The organism is Dyadobacter sp. CY356 (genome assembly GCF_021440195.1).
Lineage (GTDB): Bacteria > Bacteroidota > Bacteroidia > Cytophagales > Spirosomataceae > Dyadobacter.
The window spans coordinates 232,181-247,115 of the sequence record NZ_JAJTSZ010000002.1 but is presented as its reverse complement, the minus strand read 5'-3'; the positions used below and the strand labels follow the sequence as shown (position 1 = coordinate 247,115).

The following is a 14,935-nucleotide window of genomic DNA, read 5'->3' as shown; positions in this document are numbered from 1 at the left end:
GTTCAACACTGGGTATCAGTTGGAAAAGGGAGGCAGGTTCCAAGACCTTATGAAGGAGCAGAAAAATCCAAAGTTCTTGGAATCTGAAACTTATAAAGCCTTGGAAGCCGGAAGGCGTGAGGCTAAGAAGGAGAAATTCCGCGAGAGCTTTCAATCAAAGCCGGACCGGGATAAAGAGCGTTAGACTGAAACGCTTTCAAGCAATCACCCGCTTTGCTGGCAGCACTTGCAGCCGTCAGAATAGCTTTCTTGTCATCCTTCAACATTGTCAGCCAATGCCCGATATAGCTGGCATGATCCGGCTGGGGAGCATCCGTAATGTCAAGTTCCGCACATAGAAACGCTGATGACATTTCAGCCACCAATTCTTCAAAGGCATAGGCGCTGTCTCCGAAACGCTTCCCAAATTGACGGTCACAACGCTTCTCATGCCCAGTCCAGTGGGACAATTCATGTAAAACAGTGGAGTAATAGCCCTCAGTTGGGGTTTGCGTCTGTGTACCGTTAAATGAGACTGTCGGAGGCATTTGAATGTAATCTTCTGCCATCCAGTAACAGGCGCGACTTCCACCGTGTCGAATATCAGCCTGGGTGTTCTTGATGAACTCATCGGCATTCTCAACTCGTGTTACCAAGTCCAGACGATCCGGTTTGATTTCCAGATCAGGATTGTACGATTGAAGTTGACACTGATTGAACACGAATGACATTTTCAGGAATGGGATCTTCTCAACCTTATCATCCTTTTTACGTTCGATAGTATCGTAATAAACGATTGTTGTGGCCTTTTCACCCTTGCGGACGAATTCCTTTTTCTCGGCCCATTGTTTAAAACTGCCCCAATTGTGGTTTGTGTATTCCTTTTCAGCACTGGCGAGCCAAAGTAACGGGATATTGATACCACGATAATATTTACCGGTGGTTTTATTCAGGGGAATAGTGAAAGGTGTGTCGTTGGTGCTATCCCAAGGTTTGCGCCATGGGGCGGTTCCTTGTTCAAGTTGTTCAATGATTTTGCCTGTAATTTGATCGTGTAGATCGGTCATTAGTAAGCCTTTCTCAATCTTTTATTGCCGATAGCAACAATGGCATTTCCAGCCAACTTCTGCATTGCAGATTGCCAACTATAATCCCCCTTTACCCCAAATCCCTGTGCGAGTTCTGAAAGAGAGTTCAAAGCAAGGTCATGGCGATCTTTTAAATCATTCGCGTAGTTTTTCCATTCATAAAGCTCTTTTTCAAGACGTTCTATTGTTTGTTGTTTAGTCATTTATATCTCCTTAATATAATTGTGGATCTTATCGTTAGTACATTGCATCGTTATCAACGAAACTGTAAAAGCCTTTTCTGGAAACAATTATGTGGTCAACTACTGGAAGTTCCAACATCTTGCCACACTCAATTAGCCTATGAGTGATTTCCCGGTCTGCGTGGCTTGGGTTCAAATTTCCAGAAGGGTGGTTGTGTGCCAAAACAATGGACTGAGCATTTGCTTTAAGTGCCGTGGCAAAAATCAGCTTACTGTCTACCGCAACCCCGGCTGAACTACCTGTTGAATGGTTGAATACTCCAATAACACGGCTAGATGTGTCCAGCATCATTACTTTCATTTCCTCATATAAATCAATTGTATCCATATTCCACACCGACAAAAGAGCGTTATAGGAATCCAAGGGTCTACCAATTTTCATCCTGTCTTCTGGTTCCAAATGCGATGTATAGGAAACTTTGATTTCATTAAGAATGTAGAGTGGGTGGGTCATAAAAATCTTCTCATTATATAGTCGTGTGCGTTTTCAGGGTTGTCTGATAAATAGTATTTATTAATATCGTTAGAAATTTTAACAGCGTTAGATATGCCATTTGAAGCAAACCAAGCCGTTTCATCCCCAGCCAGCTCAACTCCCAGCATGTGGCAGTTATGGCATAGCGGCACAATAAAGTCATCACTTGCCTTCATTCCCATGCCTCTTAAAACATGGCGTTTTAAATGGTGGGGTTCTGTTGATCCTTCCAGACCACAGGTAAGACAAGGAAGATCACAGATAAAAGCGCGCTTTTTATAATCGGCCTTATCCGGTTTCTTCCGCTTCTCAGGTTTGGGAAAGGCTAGGGTCAAAAGCTCAATCCATAGTGGGAGGGTGGGCGAAGTTTTACATCAAGAAAGTCAGCAATAACAATGGCCGCATTAATAAGTTTACCGTATTGCTCATCAGAAATGTGTTTCGATGATTTGGGACGGAGGTATTTTTTGCCATGGTAGTCATGTTCGGTAAATCCAAGGATTGGTATTTTAATATCATCCTTTAAATCTTCTGGGTCAGCGCCGTTGTGCTTGCAAATTTCACAGATGATAGCATGTAGATATTTTTCCTGTTGGCGTGTTTTATTCTTTGGGCCGATAGTTACCTCACTGCCGCGAGGAGCCTCTTTGATAGCCTTATAAAGGTTTTCAATTACAATATCATTGACAGTGAGGTATGACGTTTTCATTATGCGTAGATCATCCGCTTGTGAAGTTCACGGACAACATCAACATCGTGGTTACAGTATGACGCAATTTCATCATGCTTGCCGTCAAGATACGCTTGATTGACCATTGAGCCATCCATACCAGATTTTACATCCAATCCAAAAGCAAGGCACAGCTTATCAAGGCTTGCAAAGTTTCTGGCATCCCAACGGATCATTGTATCAAATACAGTGTTGTCCCAAGGTTTCGCATCGAATGGAATGTATGCGGGAGGCTTAATACCCAGCACCATTGACCGCTTTTTCAACATTGGCAGATCGTATCCGACAAGGTTGTGACCAATGAATGTTTTGGGTGAGAAGTTGTTTCCAAGGCTATCATCAAGATATGTGTACAGATTTTTTAGGGTTTCAGCTTCGTCCTTTGGCTCATAGGCGTAGAAAGTTGCAACTTCTCGCTCATCAATCGCTACACAGATACAAATAGCATGTCCAAGGCCATCAAGCGCGGTTTTGTTCACCGCCTCAATAGCACCTTCCGCGATATAGGCTTGTATTTTCTCAGGGTCTTTATAGTTTGAAGGAGCCTTCACAGAACGCGCAAAGTATTCCTTTACACGCTCGTCTTGTGAATTAATGGCTTCAATGTCGATATAAATATTGGTCAAGTTATTTCTCCCTAAAACGGCGCTGAATCGTCGAATTCATTACCAAAGCTTGGTGATTGTGGATCACCTTTACGAGCTTGCGAATAGGCAGCACCATTATCAGACTGATTTTCTTTTGGCTCAAACATTGAAACCATCAACATGTCTTTGTTTTCAGGATTAGGCACGCCAGCAGGGTTAAACATGCGGTCAAGAAGAATATACATTCCCTTATCTGTCTGATTAACAATACCAATGTTTTTGTAACGGGCTTTTTCTTCGCCATTCTTGGTGTAGGTTCCGGTTTTGATTACTAGGTCGTATACTTTTGTCATTGTTTGTATTCCTATTCCATGCCGACGGCAATTTTATATGTTTCAAGTAGCATTTCTTCTTCTTCACGTTTTTGACGGTCAAGCTTTCTTAACTTGACAATCTGGCGCATGGTTTTTGTATCAAACCCGGCGCTCTTGGCTTCTGCATAAACATCCCTGATGTCATCAGCAAGTCCAGACTTTTCTTCTTCTAAGCGTTCAATCCGCTCAATAAGTTGGATAACTCTTTCGCCAGATACCCCAGCAATATTAGTTGGTTGTGTCAATTGTAGTCTCCTGTGGTGGTTGTAGTTGTGTTACTTTATCTGTAATGAGCTTTTCCAGTTCTTTCCAAGTAGGCTCATCATTAGCGGTTTGACATTCCTTCTTAATAACCGGGTAGATGGTTCTAAGTTTTGTAATGTCAGTTTCTTTATTCACCATATCAATGATGAAGGTTTTGCGTTCCGGTGTAATCAGGTCAACTTTCGGCGTAATGACATGGGTTACCGCGTCAGCATCTTCACCCTCAGTAGGGATACAAAAGGCAAGGAAGGCAGCGTATTTATAAGCAGCAGACATTGCCTTGTTTGTGGATTTATCAGCACTGTCCATAGCTTCACCGAACGTACAGACGGTATGAATTGAACCATCAACCGCGCTTACAAAGTCAAATTCTACCTTAACGGTTGTGTAAAAGATTGCGCCGCCTTTGGCTGTTTGTCGCTCAACGCATTCACGCTCAATTACACGGGGCAATATGTTCAGCTTTTCTTCTGCCAGCATCGGAGACAGTGCGTTTAACACATCATCAATGCCACGGAAGTTATATCCCTGCATCTGGTTCTTGCGGTCTTTACTGATGCCTTCTTTTGACATCTTTCCTGTAATCGCTGCAATCGCCTCATATACGTGCTTATTGGACATCTATTTTCCTTTCAATCTATATTGATCGCCATCAACCACAATATCACCGCTTTGCAACAGCTCTTTAATGGCTTCAGGCACGTATTCGGGTGAACCGCTCTTTTCGGTCAATTCTTCTTCGGTTAGGGTGGGGTATATAATGCTAAGGCGTTGGATTATGCCCTGCTTTACGGCTTGTAGTGGACTGGTGAGTGTCATCACGCGGCCTTTTTATCAAGGTGGTAAAGTTCCTCTTTCGCCATTTCTGATATTGAAACCAGAACATGACGGTATTTGGAAGCGTGGTTTAGGTTCATTACATGACCCATGTTAATCATGGAGTTTACGTTTTGCAGAATGGTATCCAGAACCAAATCCAGTGGATCGTCAGTAACGACCTTGATTGGAACTACATTATTGTCTTTCATTTTTTGTTTCCTCATAGCCCTCTTCAATTTGAGCCTGAATTTTTCCAATTCCTTTACCGCCATCAAACCAGCTCGAAGCCATATTGATAGCTGCAACCACCATGACTGAGGACAAGACTGCCCAAATAATCATTGCTATTAGTACTTTTCTATTCATCGTTTTCTCCTTTTCGATATAGTCACCTTAGCCCATACAGGATAGGGTGTCAACATCTTTTTTACCAAAACGACTAATTTTTTTGAGCATAAAAAAAATCTATCAAGCAAGTAAATAAACTGATTGACATCACTTGCCAGTGTAGGGTACTATCCAATTATGAAACTAGCAAAGTACCTCGAAAAGAAAAACAAAACAGAGTTTGGCCGCCTTTGCGGATACAAGCATGAAACTGCAATCTTTCGCTTATTGAACGGCACACGCCGCCCAAGCCGTAAGATGGCGTTGAAGATTGTAGAACTGACAAAAGGGAAAGTTTCCCTAAAAGACCTGCTTTTGTGATTATTGTCCTGCCATTCCCGCCTACTGGAAACAGTCTTTTTCCCACAAGCAGAAATGGTCACAGGTTCAAAAGCAAGGCGTACGCCAATTGGTTGAAATCCTGTCCCTTACTTGTAGCTCATGGAATTGCTGACAAGGTGCATATTCATTACACCTTCGCTTGGCCCTGCAAACGCAAGCGGGATGGTCAATCATACTTCAAGGCAACAACAGACTACCTTGTAAGTCAGGGCGTGATACTTGACGACAACTACGAAATTGTTGACAGCGAGAGCTGGGATCATGTAGGAGTGGACAAAACAAATCCACGAGTTGAAATAAGGATCACCCGGAAATGAGCAAAGTTGACGACTACGGTAGAATTAAAAACAAACCTCACCTGATTGAAAAGGCCAAGAAAAAGAAGAACCCGCGATTTTATAACAAAAACTATCGCGAGGATTTACACTTGTTTGAAAGTGATGAAGACCAGATAAATGCGCTGAAGGTAGAAACTGGTATCAATTTTAACTGCGATTAGCTTATAAAACAATTTGACCGAATATACTAGGATAAAGGCTCATTTTATTTCTAACGGCGTTAACTAAAAAAATACAGCCTAATGTTCTGATTATCAGAGCAGTAATAAAATGACAATAATATTTGCCTATTTTCTCCTTATTACGAGGAATACTTATTAGATTCTAAATATTATCTTTGTTTCCGATGGAGGCAGTTAATAAGAAAAGAGGTGTCTTCAGCACCCCTTTTCCAAAGGGCTGTATATCAACCCATCCTAATAAAATGGAAGTAACAGTTTTAAGTTGGTTTCTGAAGCTCTCAGAAGCCAATCAGGTAGCAGTAGTGTTACTCGTAGTTCCAGTAATGGAACGGACGGTAACAACTTTAGTAGTGTGGATACGTAGCTGGTTTAACTAGCATCGTTATATTCACTATTACTACGCCTTCTTGTTCTTGTAGCTCTAACTATAAGTCTTGAAGGCGTAACTGTTTCAAAACCGTTATACAAAGGTAGTTCCTTTATTTATTTTTTAATTGTTTTTGTAACAATTTTTTTACGTAAACTATTGCGTTTAACTATTACTTCAACTTGAACTGTCACCGTTACAACTACTTTGTAACAAGCATTTACAAGTCTAGAAATAACTCTGTTAATAAAAGATTATTGTTGCCTTGAACTGTATCTTTATTAGAAGGTCATCCAGAACCTAGATCAAAGGGCATAAAAAAAGGCTGGATCAAACATCTGTTTACACCAGCCCTGAACTATCGATCAAAAATCGAATATAACGATTTTGTTCTTAATGTTTTCTAAAACAGGCGTTTAAAAACTTCTTGCCAAGAAAAGTAAGTTTGTATTTTCCTTCTTCTTTGTTCTCAACACGAGTTTGGTTGTGACGATCTCCATCTTGTGGATCAAACTTATAATCGATGATCTCAGCAATAAGGTGAAGTCTTGTAAGGTTCTCTATCTCCTCCCAGCTCATGGAAATCTTTTCTAAGTAGGACGAAAGAGTTAGATAGTTGTCGATCTTAATGCGATGCTCTTTTTGAATCTCCAACATGATCTTAACCTCATTCGGAGTTAGCTGCATTAGGATGTAGGGTAGAGAAACCAGCTTTAGGTCAAACTTTTCATCGATGGCACTGAGAAATAAATTATCCCATAGGCTAATCATTTCTGAACTGCTTTCCTTCTCAATGTTTTCCAGATGAACTAGTAAAACTTTTAGCTCAATCCTTCTAAGCTTAATTTTTTGCTCTGTAAACTTTTCGTAAAGTCTTTGTGAGGTTCTAGAATTTTCAGCTTTCTCAATAATGAAGAAAAAAGGTGAGGTGCTTGCCTCTTTCGATGACGCTGATAACAGCGTCCTAAGCCATGCCTCTGGCATAGCGGGGGAATTCGTGGACATTTTAGTGTGTGTTTTTTAGAAACTTGGTTGTTTCTATTACAAGTCTATCGAAATAATTTGATAAATCCTAATAATGTGATTGACACTACCAAAATAATTGTTATATTTTAAACATGGCGGTGGTTATACCCTCGCTTGATGTTCCACAGGTCAAGGCCGCCAGCCTCTATTAACTGTGGATGACTGTGGAGGTCATCATGAAAATACATACGGTAGTCTGCCCTTATTGCAGCGAAAAAGCCAAGTTAGTAGACAGTGCTTGTGTCTACGGCAAATCATACGGTTTAATTTACCTTTGCAAGCCCTGTGATGCATATGTGGGAGTTCATAAGGGGACAAATACACCTTTGGGCCGTTTAGCTAATAAAGATTTACGCTCTTGGAAAATGAAGGCTCACGCCGCCTTTGATCCGTTATGGCAGAGAAAACTTGGTATAAAACTTTCCCAAGACCCCCATTACAAGAAAAAATTTGCGCGAGGATCAGGGTACAACTGGCTTTCGCAACAAATGGGATTAACCCGGCAAGAGTGCCATATTGGAATGTTTGATATTGAACAATGCAAAAAGGTTATAGAAGTTTGTTCACCTTTTAAATTAGGTGCCAAATGACACAAGCATGGTATCCGTTTTATTGGTCTGACTATTCCGGTAAGACATTCAATCTAACGATGGCACAGCATGGGGCTTACATGCTTCTGCTTCGTCACATCTACACAACCGAGCAGCAAATACCTGTGAAGCAATGTTATAGCATTGCTAGGGCATTGTCAGCAGAAGACCAGTCTGACGTTGATGTTGTGCTGCAACAATTCTTCAAGTTGAAAAATGGTTTTTGGGTCAGTGAAAAGACAATTGAAGTCATTAACCAGACCAATGAACGCCACGAAAAGCGCGTAAATGCTGGGAAAAAGTGTGGTGAAAGCAAGTCTAGCAATGCTAGAGCAATGCCAAAGCAATCCCCTAGCAAAGCCCTAGTAACTACAACCACAACCATAACCACAATATCTTCTAACGAAGATATATTTAATCAGGCGTGGGCAATTTATCCAAAGCTTCGTGCAGGCAGTCGGGGAAACGCATTGAAGGCTTGGAAGGCTGCGGTTGAACGTGGTAACTCCGAAGAGCTGATTTTTGCAGGGGTGAAAAAGTATTCAGTTTCCAAGGAAGGCAACAGCCAATACGCAAAAGGTTTTCCGGCATGGATGAACGACGATAGATTTCTTAACGATTACGAGGCACTAGAAAATGGAAACAACACTCAAAACATCACTGGACAAATTGCTGTCAGAACTGGAAGCCCTACCGGAGAACAGAACGGAAACGGCTTTGGTGGCCGTAAGTCACAGACCGAGCTTGCAGCCGACATCACCCAACAAATTATCCGCGACCGCCGAGCAAGATGGGAAGCCAACGGAGGTAAAAACCCAGATCAAGGATTGCTTGGAAAGCCAAGAGCAACTCAGCTTGCTATTACAGCAGACGTACACGATGTTGAAGAAATTCGGTGAAGCGGCTGACGTTACAGCTATTCGAGATGCAGGATTTCAATGGGTATTGGAGGATTATACAATTGATCAGGTCACAGCAGCTTTCAAAGCCTACCTGAAAACAGGCAAGGAAATTCCAACACCGGCTGACATCGTTGAAATTCTTGATCCATCCGTAAAGCCACTTTGCCCAAGGGTATATCAAAGTTTTGTAAACCGATCAAAGAAAGGCCCTTTCGAGCTTACACGCGAAGAAAAAGCCTACATTGACCACTACGAAAACCAACAGTTAGGCCGCATTCGTGCTTAAGGACAACTTCTACACCTCCGACAAATGGTACAAGCTAAGATACAGAGCATTACGCCTGTACGGTAACAAGTGCATGTGTTGTGGTAAGTACGGCGAGCTGCATGTGGATCATGTGAAACCACGCTCAAATTATCCAAAGCTGGCATTGAAGCTAACAAACCTTCAAATTCTCTGCCGGGCGTGTAATCTCGGTAAGTCCAACTGTTTCAATGACGACTGGCGACCCAAGGACTGGAAGACAAGACTACGCGTATTTTTAAACATTAAAGCATAGGAGACAATGAATGACTAATTTACGTGAAAGAGCTTTAGGACTATTAGCCTTAGAAATAGCAAGTGATGATATGGGTGTTTACCCTCAATCTATATCTGGTGGCGAAAAAGCATATGAGAAAAGAACCGATTGGATGGAAGGGTGGAATGCCTGCCATACGGCGTTAATCAAAAAACAAAGCAAGATTAGAAAATTCATCAATAAAGCCCCAGAACGTATCAAAGATTATCTTCTTTTTGAGAAAATCAATTTATCTGTAAGTGGGGATGAGATTGAAATGTTTGTGATTTGTAATGATTTATTCTATTGGGGTTGCGCTGATGGTGAGACTATTGAAATGTCGGACTTAGATGATTTTGACCAAGCGATGAAGGAAAGCCCAAATTTTGGTCCTGATCTTTGGTGTGCAAGAAAACGTGGAATGAGACCACAAGGCCCTTTCTACAAATCATTCACATCAGAAGATGCAGCATTATTTGATAAAGCTGGACCTGAACGCACAGACCCTTGTGGGAAGAAAAGAAATAAATGACCGATCGTAAAACCCGCCTAGCCCTTCAATGGCTGGAATGCAAAGAAGCCTGTGAACGAGCTGGTTACGATGGATCGGTTGAGTACGCTAAGGAATATATAGAGCTTGCCGAACCTGAGCTGTTGATGGACTTCAAGGACGTTGACGCAATCATAGCCTACGCACAGGAGGCAAGGAATGGACTACACGCTTAAACCTGATGAATACGAGCCGTTCTTTACTAATTGAAGATCAAATTATATTGGATAAGCATTGTAAACGCTAACAATAACCAGAAGACTATCCGTGTCATAGGCCCTGTTTCCATCCCGCGAACATTGTCAAGCCACAAGTCTCGTATTCCAACAATTAACAATACCATAGACCCAAAGAGGGATATAAACCATGGCAGACCAAACCAATCAGTCCATATGTTAAGTAAGACCGAAAAAATGAGAATACCGAATCCTACATAGCCTGTAAATTTGTTTAATTCCCTTAACTGGCGAGGTGAATAATCTATTGGTACCTCCTTATTGAGTTTATCCAGTTTTTCATACCGTTCTCTTTTCAGGCGAGCGTCTACCTTTTCGTTGTAAGTCATCTGCCAATAAGGCTTTTCCTCTTTTTCAAACATGATCTTATTATTTTAGAGCGAACAGATAGATTTCAAACACAGCAACCCCAACAACTATAAGGAACACAAGCCATGAAGCCACAGCCCGATAATTTACCACCAAAGGCGCTTTCTCGATCACGGAGGCCACTGGTTTACGGACGACCTTTGGACGCGGTTGCACAACTGGAGCTTTCACAGCTACGGGTGGAGAATACGTCTTTACAGGTTCAGTTATTGGAACGGAATAAATGGGTTCTGGTGCTTTCGGTGGGATGGGTATTGATGGCGGCTGCGCTTTTAATTCTGTGGGTGTGGACACGAGCTTAGCCATGCGCTCCTGCATATCAAGAATAGCCTGTTGTTTACGATCCATAATAACGGTGAGTTTACATGCTGGAAATTAAGGAATTGCCATGAAAATAACAATGAGGCAAAGAAATATATTGACCGTATCATTCAGGGATGGTACTGTTAGTCCTCACAGTAAGTAGCCTGTCTTTCAATATATCACAATCGGAGAATTCAATGCGCGCTAAAATGAAAGTTATCAAAGTTGAGCAGCACGAAACATGCGAGATTTTGCACTTCCAAGCCGTGTCACGTAATTCTTATCCTGCCGATGGCTCGGATGAAGATAATACCTACGCAAATTTTACGCCTTCCGGTTCAGTGACATTGACTGTTGCCAATAAAGATTTGCACGGCAATTTCAAAGCTGGTGATAAATACTTCATTGACTTCACAAAAGCCGAATAAGAATACCCAGCGCTTTCCGGCCAGCGTAATGACCGGAGCCTGTTTTATGTTAGTGCAGTAATAGCCGGAAACTTTGAGTTAAATCAGTATAAGGCTCATAACGGTACTGAAAAACGGTTGATCCCTATACCAAAAAGGGTTCTACTGCACCAATATGAAACAGCACGTCAGATAGGGATCTTAGTGTAAATTCATTCATAGTTCGGTTCCAACTTAACCTTTCTGCTTGGTGGTGAGAAAACAAGTCATAGCGACAATGCCTAAGGAGAGCGATCCCGAAAAAGATGCAATCGCCCCGGATGGTTCAGGTTCAGTTGGGTAATATTACAGGGCCAATTGTCGCTACTCACTATCCGTATCTACGGAGATTATCAGACCGGAGCGTTTCAATCTCCAACACCATTTTCCGGTGAATTAAGTACAAAGCTGGTTTTGTCATAGCATCCTGACAAGCATCAATATAAGCCTCTAATCCTTCAATATCCTTTTTTATCTTGGCAATACGCCGTTCATTCATTTCTCGTGTGAGTGCGAAAGAGTTGTGATACATTGAATACCTCCGTGGTTATTTTAAAATAATATCAGATAATCCTTAAAAAGGTATTGACATTAATACCCGCTGTGGATAGGATATAGCCTGAATTGCACAGCAAATGGAGTATGATAATGACGGAAATTACATTAGATAAATTGAACAGCGTTTACACCGAACGAATGATTTGCGTGTGTTTACTTGCAAAACTTTCACAAAGATTAGGTTACGAAGTTGTTGTTAGGCCAGCGAAAGAGGCAGAATGGGCTGTTATTTATATCCAGCTTCCCGAAGGCCAATTATCTTGGCACATTTCTGACCACGACATGCACTTATTTGAAAGCTTTCCGATTTCTGAAAATGCTCAATGGGATGGTACTTGGAATGGCCGTAATCCCGAATTTGTTAAAGGGATCACTGTATAATGACCAACACATATAAAGAAGCACTGGACAAATTCACATCAAAGAGATGCAAGACGATTGGTGGAGATTACAAGCTTGGATGGGTTTCAGAAGACGATTTTCAAACCATCCGCAAAGCCCTACGGATCGCCCATAGACTACAGCAGGAGCCGAGTGAGGCGATGGTCAATAAGGCGGAAGAAATGGACTTTATTTATCACAGAACAACAGATAACCCAGAGGCGGTTTTCAAAGCAATGACCGAGCAGCTAATGAAGGAGTGCGGTGGTGCCAGTTAGAGAATATATCCCGGTGGAAATCGCTGATGCACTGGCAGAGGCTTTAACAAAAACTCGTGTCCTCATTAAGTACCACACTAAACCAGAAAACGTGGTGAGCATTGATGATGAACATTTTAGTGGTGAGGATATTTATATTAAAGCCATTGAAGCACTCGCCAATTACAACAAGTTCAAACAGGGGGAATAACGATGACTAAAAAACCAGACGCCAATTGGTCATGCAGTTTAGATGTTAACTGTCCTGAATGTGACGAGACCTTTAATTTTTTAGAGGCTTACGACTATCAAGAATATCTGACAGGGGTGCAGCCATTGGAAAGCGGGGTGGATATTGATATTTTTTGCCCAGAGTGTGAACACGAATTTACTGCAACCACCTCATATTAGGAAGAACAAATGACCCATTTAACAAAGGAACGGCTGGAAGCGGCTTTGGAAGTTCTTACAAAAGGTTATCACGATGCTTTGTGGAATTGGGCAGATACACCTGCATTTGTGACTGCAAGAGAAGCCCTACAATCTTTGGTAGACGCTAAGACAGCACCCACAGGATGGAATTTCAACATGGATGAAGCACCACGGGATGGAACAGATTTGATCGGGTATGTTGATGAAACACGCACGATTATTACATGGGGTAAGGTTTCTCATGTGCCTATATATGGTTGGATTGATCTTACGGCTGATGGGCCAGAAGACAGGGACTTGTGTTATCCAGAAGCATGGCAACACCTGCCAACCCCACCGGAGAAAAGCGAATGACCTGTATTTGCAACTGTGACAGAGAAGAACCTGAAAATCTAATACCTATTGAGGGCAAAAGATATGCTTTAAGAGATGGTAGAATTGGTCGCTTCTTGGCGGAAAATAGAGGGGAATATATGTTTATGACTTCAGTAAGAACAGCATTTTATTCCACAAAGGATTTAAACGGTATTCAGGAATTAAAGGATTAAATGACCGATCAATCAAAACCCACCACTGACATGCCAGCCAATACCGATAATGTCCGCTGGCTACTTGCCAATATGTCGCCGCAAATTGGTGATCCGGCGCAGCTTCTGGATGCTCTTATAGATATTTCAAATATGTGCAAATACTTTGAAGAACGTGCTGATCTGGTTCCAGCAGCACCAACAGGCGATAAGGCTGCGGCTTTGGAAATAATGTTGCGGAGAAAGAAAAATACAGAAGAAGGCTTAAATTGGAAAGTTGTAAAAAACTGGACAGAATTAGATCATATGTTGGCAGCAACATTGAAAGAAGATGATATTATTATCAATGCCTTACAGGAGAACACAGCACCAGACGATTTGGTCAAGGCGTTGGAGCCTTTCGCCAAAATATGGGGAGTATCTGGGATGAAGAGAAGTAATCCAGATGACTTGGGTATTTGGACGAGTGACGGCAATATAGGAAATAATCACCGCGTTACGCTCGGAGACTGTAAAAGGGCATCGGAAGCACTAGCAGCCCACAAATCTAAGACACAGGGAGGCGAATGATTTTAAATCAAAGTTTTTATTTTACTTCGTACCAAACGAAGTTGATATATAAGAACACAGCCTAGGACTATGAACGCCAATAGATAAATACCTAACATTTTTATAGTTAAGTTACCTTGTAGTTGGGTTCTAAAAATAGTAAGGGCGGATACTGAATAAGGTAATATAAATAGTGAGATAAAAGACAAGGCTTTACTCCATAAATTGGGAAACAACGCCAGCCATGGGAAGGAATTGGCTACTTCTGCTTCTTCCTTAAGTTTGATGATGGATTTTAAATGGAGAGTTAAAGCGATTAAATATGAAGTGAGCAATAATAGAATAACTGGACCAATAATATAAATAAGATCGCCAGTCACCTTCAATCCAGATACATCCACATCAGCCTTGTCCTTTTTCTTGTCAATTACCGATAAATCAGATAGCAATTGCTTCGCTGTTTCTATACTGGAATTATTTATATCAAACCAAACTGGTTGAATATCGCGAAACAATGAATCAACGCTGCCGTCTCCTTGGAAGAAGCCCCTTAATTTAAAAGCTCTTATATAATCGCTGCCGTAGTAATAATCCCTTTCCGCTTTCCAAGCTCCATTAGAAGGTATTGCTTCTACCGGAAACCCAGCAGCCGAAAAAACGTTTGTGCTATGCACATTATAATTATCACCTCCATCGTAAACCAAATCTATAGAATCCAATCTCTCCCAATTTTGTGTAAGTAGCTCCCTTATTTCCCAAAGCTTTAGATTACGGTACGAGCTGTTATCCACAAACATCTTGAACCTTTTGTGACCTCCTTGCCTTGCAGCATTCTCAATTCTTTTTACCCTATCAGCATTAACATCTGCAATAGCAAGATTGATCTCCTGCAGGCTTGTGCGCGCAACATCATATTTATTAAGCTCTGTTTTTAGAGAAAAGGCAAAAACAGCGACAACCGCACAAACAAAAATGATAATCTGGTGGATATTCCGGGCAGCTTCGAGAGATTCCTTCATTATATAGAGTAGAGTTTGGACAAAATTAAGCATTTGACCATTAGAAGCAAAGCAGT

Annotated in this window: 30 protein-coding genes; 15 read left to right on the top strand and 15 right to left on the bottom strand. The window is 41.5% G+C overall.

Going from position 1 to position 14,935, the window contains the following annotated elements:
- Positions 1 to 122: 122 nt before the first annotated feature.
- From LXL81_RS07260 to LXL81_RS07205, 12 genes are read right to left on the bottom strand one after another with little or no spacing between them, the layout of a single operon-like run.
- A complete protein-coding gene (locus LXL81_RS07260) occupies positions 123 to 1,046 on the bottom strand; it encodes an ArdC family protein (protein WP_234646061.1) in 924 nt (307 codons plus the stop codon).
- Positions 1,046 to 1,270: a hypothetical protein gene (locus tag LXL81_RS07255; protein WP_234646060.1), complete on the bottom strand. Its 225-nt coding sequence runs from the start codon at positions 1,268 to 1,270 to the stop codon at positions 1,046 to 1,048. Before LXL81_RS07255 ends, LXL81_RS07260 begins: the two co-directional genes overlap by 1 nt.
- A gap of 34 nt (positions 1,271 to 1,304) precedes the next feature.
- On the bottom strand, positions 1,305 to 1,763 hold the full coding sequence (locus LXL81_RS07250) for a JAB domain-containing protein (RefSeq protein WP_234646059.1): 459 nt from the start codon (positions 1,761 to 1,763) through the stop codon (positions 1,305 to 1,307).
- Entirely contained in the window at positions 1,760 to 2,119 is a 360-nt protein-coding gene (locus LXL81_RS07245; protein WP_234646058.1) for a hypothetical protein, read from the bottom strand. The genes LXL81_RS07250 and LXL81_RS07245 overlap by 4 nt, the downstream gene beginning before the upstream one ends.
- Complete coding sequence (locus LXL81_RS07240; protein ID WP_234646057.1) at positions 2,116 to 2,493, bottom strand: hypothetical protein; 378 nt, start codon at positions 2,491 to 2,493, stop codon at positions 2,116 to 2,118. The genes LXL81_RS07245 and LXL81_RS07240 overlap by 4 nt, the downstream gene beginning before the upstream one ends.
- Entirely contained in the window at positions 2,493 to 3,140 is a 648-nt protein-coding gene (locus LXL81_RS07235; protein ID WP_234646056.1) for a hypothetical protein, read from the bottom strand. Before LXL81_RS07235 ends, LXL81_RS07240 begins: the two co-directional genes overlap by 1 nt.
- 11 nt (positions 3,141 to 3,151) lie before the next feature.
- Entirely contained in the window at positions 3,152 to 3,454 is a 303-nt protein-coding gene (locus LXL81_RS07230; RefSeq protein WP_234646055.1) for a hypothetical protein, read from the bottom strand.
- Positions 3,455 to 3,465: 11 nt separating this feature from the next.
- Positions 3,466 to 3,720: a DUF2312 domain-containing protein gene (locus LXL81_RS07225; protein ID WP_234646054.1), complete on the bottom strand. Its 255-nt coding sequence runs from the start codon at positions 3,718 to 3,720 to the stop codon at positions 3,466 to 3,468.
- Positions 3,704 to 4,360: an ERF family protein gene (locus tag LXL81_RS07220; protein ID WP_234646053.1), complete on the bottom strand. Its 657-nt coding sequence runs from the start codon at positions 4,358 to 4,360 to the stop codon at positions 3,704 to 3,706. The genes LXL81_RS07225 and LXL81_RS07220 overlap by 17 nt, the downstream gene beginning before the upstream one ends.
- A complete protein-coding gene (locus tag LXL81_RS07215; RefSeq protein ID WP_234646052.1) occupies positions 4,361 to 4,558 on the bottom strand; it encodes a hypothetical protein in 198 nt (65 codons plus the stop codon).
- Entirely contained in the window at positions 4,558 to 4,767 is a 210-nt protein-coding gene (locus LXL81_RS07210; protein ID WP_234646051.1) for a hypothetical protein, read from the bottom strand. The genes LXL81_RS07215 and LXL81_RS07210 overlap by 1 nt, the downstream gene beginning before the upstream one ends.
- A complete protein-coding gene (locus tag LXL81_RS07205; RefSeq protein WP_234646050.1) occupies positions 4,754 to 4,924 on the bottom strand; it encodes a hypothetical protein in 171 nt (56 codons plus the stop codon). The genes LXL81_RS07210 and LXL81_RS07205 overlap by 14 nt, the downstream gene beginning before the upstream one ends.
- A 159-nt stretch (positions 4,925 to 5,083) precedes the next feature.
- On the opposite strand from LXL81_RS07205, the gene LXL81_RS07200 reads away from it, so the two are divergent.
- From LXL81_RS07200 to LXL81_RS07190, 3 genes are all read left to right on the top strand, one after another.
- Positions 5,084 to 5,266 (top strand): hypothetical protein, encoded by a 183-nt coding sequence (locus tag LXL81_RS07200; protein ID WP_234646049.1) that lies wholly within the window; start codon positions 5,084 to 5,086, stop codon positions 5,264 to 5,266.
- A gap of 92 nt (positions 5,267 to 5,358) precedes the next feature.
- The gene (locus LXL81_RS07195) at positions 5,359 to 5,604 is read left to right on the top strand and encodes a RusA family crossover junction endodeoxyribonuclease (RefSeq protein WP_234646048.1); all 246 of its coding nucleotides are present in this window, start codon (positions 5,359 to 5,361) and stop codon (positions 5,602 to 5,604) included.
- Positions 5,601 to 5,786, top strand: coding sequence for a hypothetical protein (locus LXL81_RS07190; RefSeq protein WP_234646047.1), 186 nt, complete (start codon positions 5,601 to 5,603; stop codon positions 5,784 to 5,786). Before LXL81_RS07195 ends, LXL81_RS07190 begins: the two co-directional genes overlap by 4 nt.
- 781 nt (positions 5,787 to 6,567) lie before the next feature.
- Here LXL81_RS07190 and LXL81_RS07185 read toward each other — a convergent pair.
- Complete coding sequence (locus LXL81_RS07185; RefSeq protein ID WP_234646046.1) at positions 6,568 to 7,179, bottom strand: hypothetical protein; 612 nt, start codon at positions 7,177 to 7,179, stop codon at positions 6,568 to 6,570.
- A 197-nt stretch (positions 7,180 to 7,376) separates the two neighbouring features.
- Between LXL81_RS07185 and LXL81_RS07180 the strand changes: the two genes are divergently transcribed.
- From LXL81_RS07180 to LXL81_RS07165, 5 genes are all read left to right on the top strand, one after another.
- Complete coding sequence (locus tag LXL81_RS07180) at positions 7,377 to 7,790, top strand: zinc-finger-containing protein (protein WP_234646045.1); 414 nt, start codon at positions 7,377 to 7,379, stop codon at positions 7,788 to 7,790.
- Positions 7,787 to 8,689: a DUF1376 domain-containing protein gene (locus LXL81_RS07175; protein WP_234646044.1), complete on the top strand. Its 903-nt coding sequence runs from the start codon at positions 7,787 to 7,789 to the stop codon at positions 8,687 to 8,689. Before LXL81_RS07180 ends, LXL81_RS07175 begins: the two co-directional genes overlap by 4 nt.
- Positions 8,670 to 8,978 carry a hypothetical protein gene (locus LXL81_RS07170; RefSeq protein WP_234646043.1) on the top strand — a complete coding sequence of 103 codons (309 nt, stop codon included), beginning with the start codon at positions 8,670 to 8,672 and terminating at the stop codon, positions 8,976 to 8,978. Before LXL81_RS07175 ends, LXL81_RS07170 begins: the two co-directional genes overlap by 20 nt.
- A 73-nt stretch (positions 8,979 to 9,051) precedes the next feature.
- Positions 9,052 to 9,252: an HNH endonuclease gene (locus tag LXL81_RS29290; RefSeq protein ID WP_409013867.1), complete on the top strand. Its 201-nt coding sequence runs from the start codon at positions 9,052 to 9,054 to the stop codon at positions 9,250 to 9,252.
- 10 nt (positions 9,253 to 9,262) lie between these two features.
- Positions 9,263 to 9,784 (top strand): hypothetical protein, encoded by a 522-nt coding sequence (locus LXL81_RS07165; protein WP_234646042.1) that lies wholly within the window; start codon positions 9,263 to 9,265, stop codon positions 9,782 to 9,784.
- Positions 9,785 to 10,004: 220 nt separating this feature from the next.
- Here LXL81_RS07165 and LXL81_RS07160 read toward each other — a convergent pair whose 3' ends face one another.
- Positions 10,005 to 10,400: a hypothetical protein gene (locus LXL81_RS07160; RefSeq protein ID WP_234646041.1), complete on the bottom strand. Its 396-nt coding sequence runs from the start codon at positions 10,398 to 10,400 to the stop codon at positions 10,005 to 10,007.
- A gap of 72 nt (positions 10,401 to 10,472) precedes the next feature.
- Here LXL81_RS07160 and LXL81_RS07155 point away from each other — a divergent pair, with 72 nt between their 5' ends.
- From LXL81_RS07155 to LXL81_RS07125, 7 genes are all read left to right on the top strand, one after another.
- On the top strand, positions 10,473 to 10,709 hold the full coding sequence (locus LXL81_RS07155) for a hypothetical protein (RefSeq protein WP_234646040.1): 237 nt from the start codon (positions 10,473 to 10,475) through the stop codon (positions 10,707 to 10,709).
- A 210-nt stretch (positions 10,710 to 10,919) separates the two neighbouring features.
- Positions 10,920 to 11,138, top strand: a complete 219-nt coding sequence (locus LXL81_RS07150; RefSeq protein WP_234646039.1) for a hypothetical protein — start codon at positions 10,920 to 10,922, stop codon at positions 11,136 to 11,138.
- A 666-nt stretch (positions 11,139 to 11,804) separates the two neighbouring features.
- Entirely contained in the window at positions 11,805 to 12,095 is a 291-nt protein-coding gene (locus LXL81_RS07145) for a hypothetical protein (protein ID WP_234646038.1), read from the top strand.
- Positions 12,095 to 12,373 carry a hypothetical protein gene (locus LXL81_RS07140; RefSeq protein WP_234646037.1) on the top strand — a complete coding sequence of 93 codons (279 nt, stop codon included), beginning with the start codon at positions 12,095 to 12,097 and terminating at the stop codon, positions 12,371 to 12,373. Before LXL81_RS07145 ends, LXL81_RS07140 begins: the two co-directional genes overlap by 1 nt.
- A 13-nt stretch (positions 12,374 to 12,386) precedes the next feature.
- The gene (locus LXL81_RS07135) at positions 12,387 to 12,563 is read left to right on the top strand and encodes a hypothetical protein (protein ID WP_234646036.1); all 177 of its coding nucleotides are present in this window, start codon (positions 12,387 to 12,389) and stop codon (positions 12,561 to 12,563) included.
- A 209-nt stretch (positions 12,564 to 12,772) separates the two neighbouring features.
- Positions 12,773 to 13,138 carry a hypothetical protein gene (locus LXL81_RS07130; protein ID WP_234646035.1) on the top strand — a complete coding sequence of 122 codons (366 nt, stop codon included), beginning with the start codon at positions 12,773 to 12,775 and terminating at the stop codon, positions 13,136 to 13,138.
- 194 nt (positions 13,139 to 13,332) lie between these two features.
- Positions 13,333 to 13,881 (top strand): hypothetical protein, encoded by a 549-nt coding sequence (locus LXL81_RS07125; protein ID WP_234646034.1) that lies wholly within the window; start codon positions 13,333 to 13,335, stop codon positions 13,879 to 13,881.
- Between the two features lie 2 nt (positions 13,882 to 13,883).
- Here LXL81_RS07125 and LXL81_RS07120 read toward each other — a convergent pair whose 3' ends face one another.
- Positions 13,884 to 14,879 carry a hypothetical protein gene (locus LXL81_RS07120; RefSeq protein WP_234646033.1) on the bottom strand — a complete coding sequence of 332 codons (996 nt, stop codon included), beginning with the start codon at positions 14,877 to 14,879 and terminating at the stop codon, positions 13,884 to 13,886.
- Between the last annotated feature and the right edge of the window lie 56 nt (positions 14,880 to 14,935).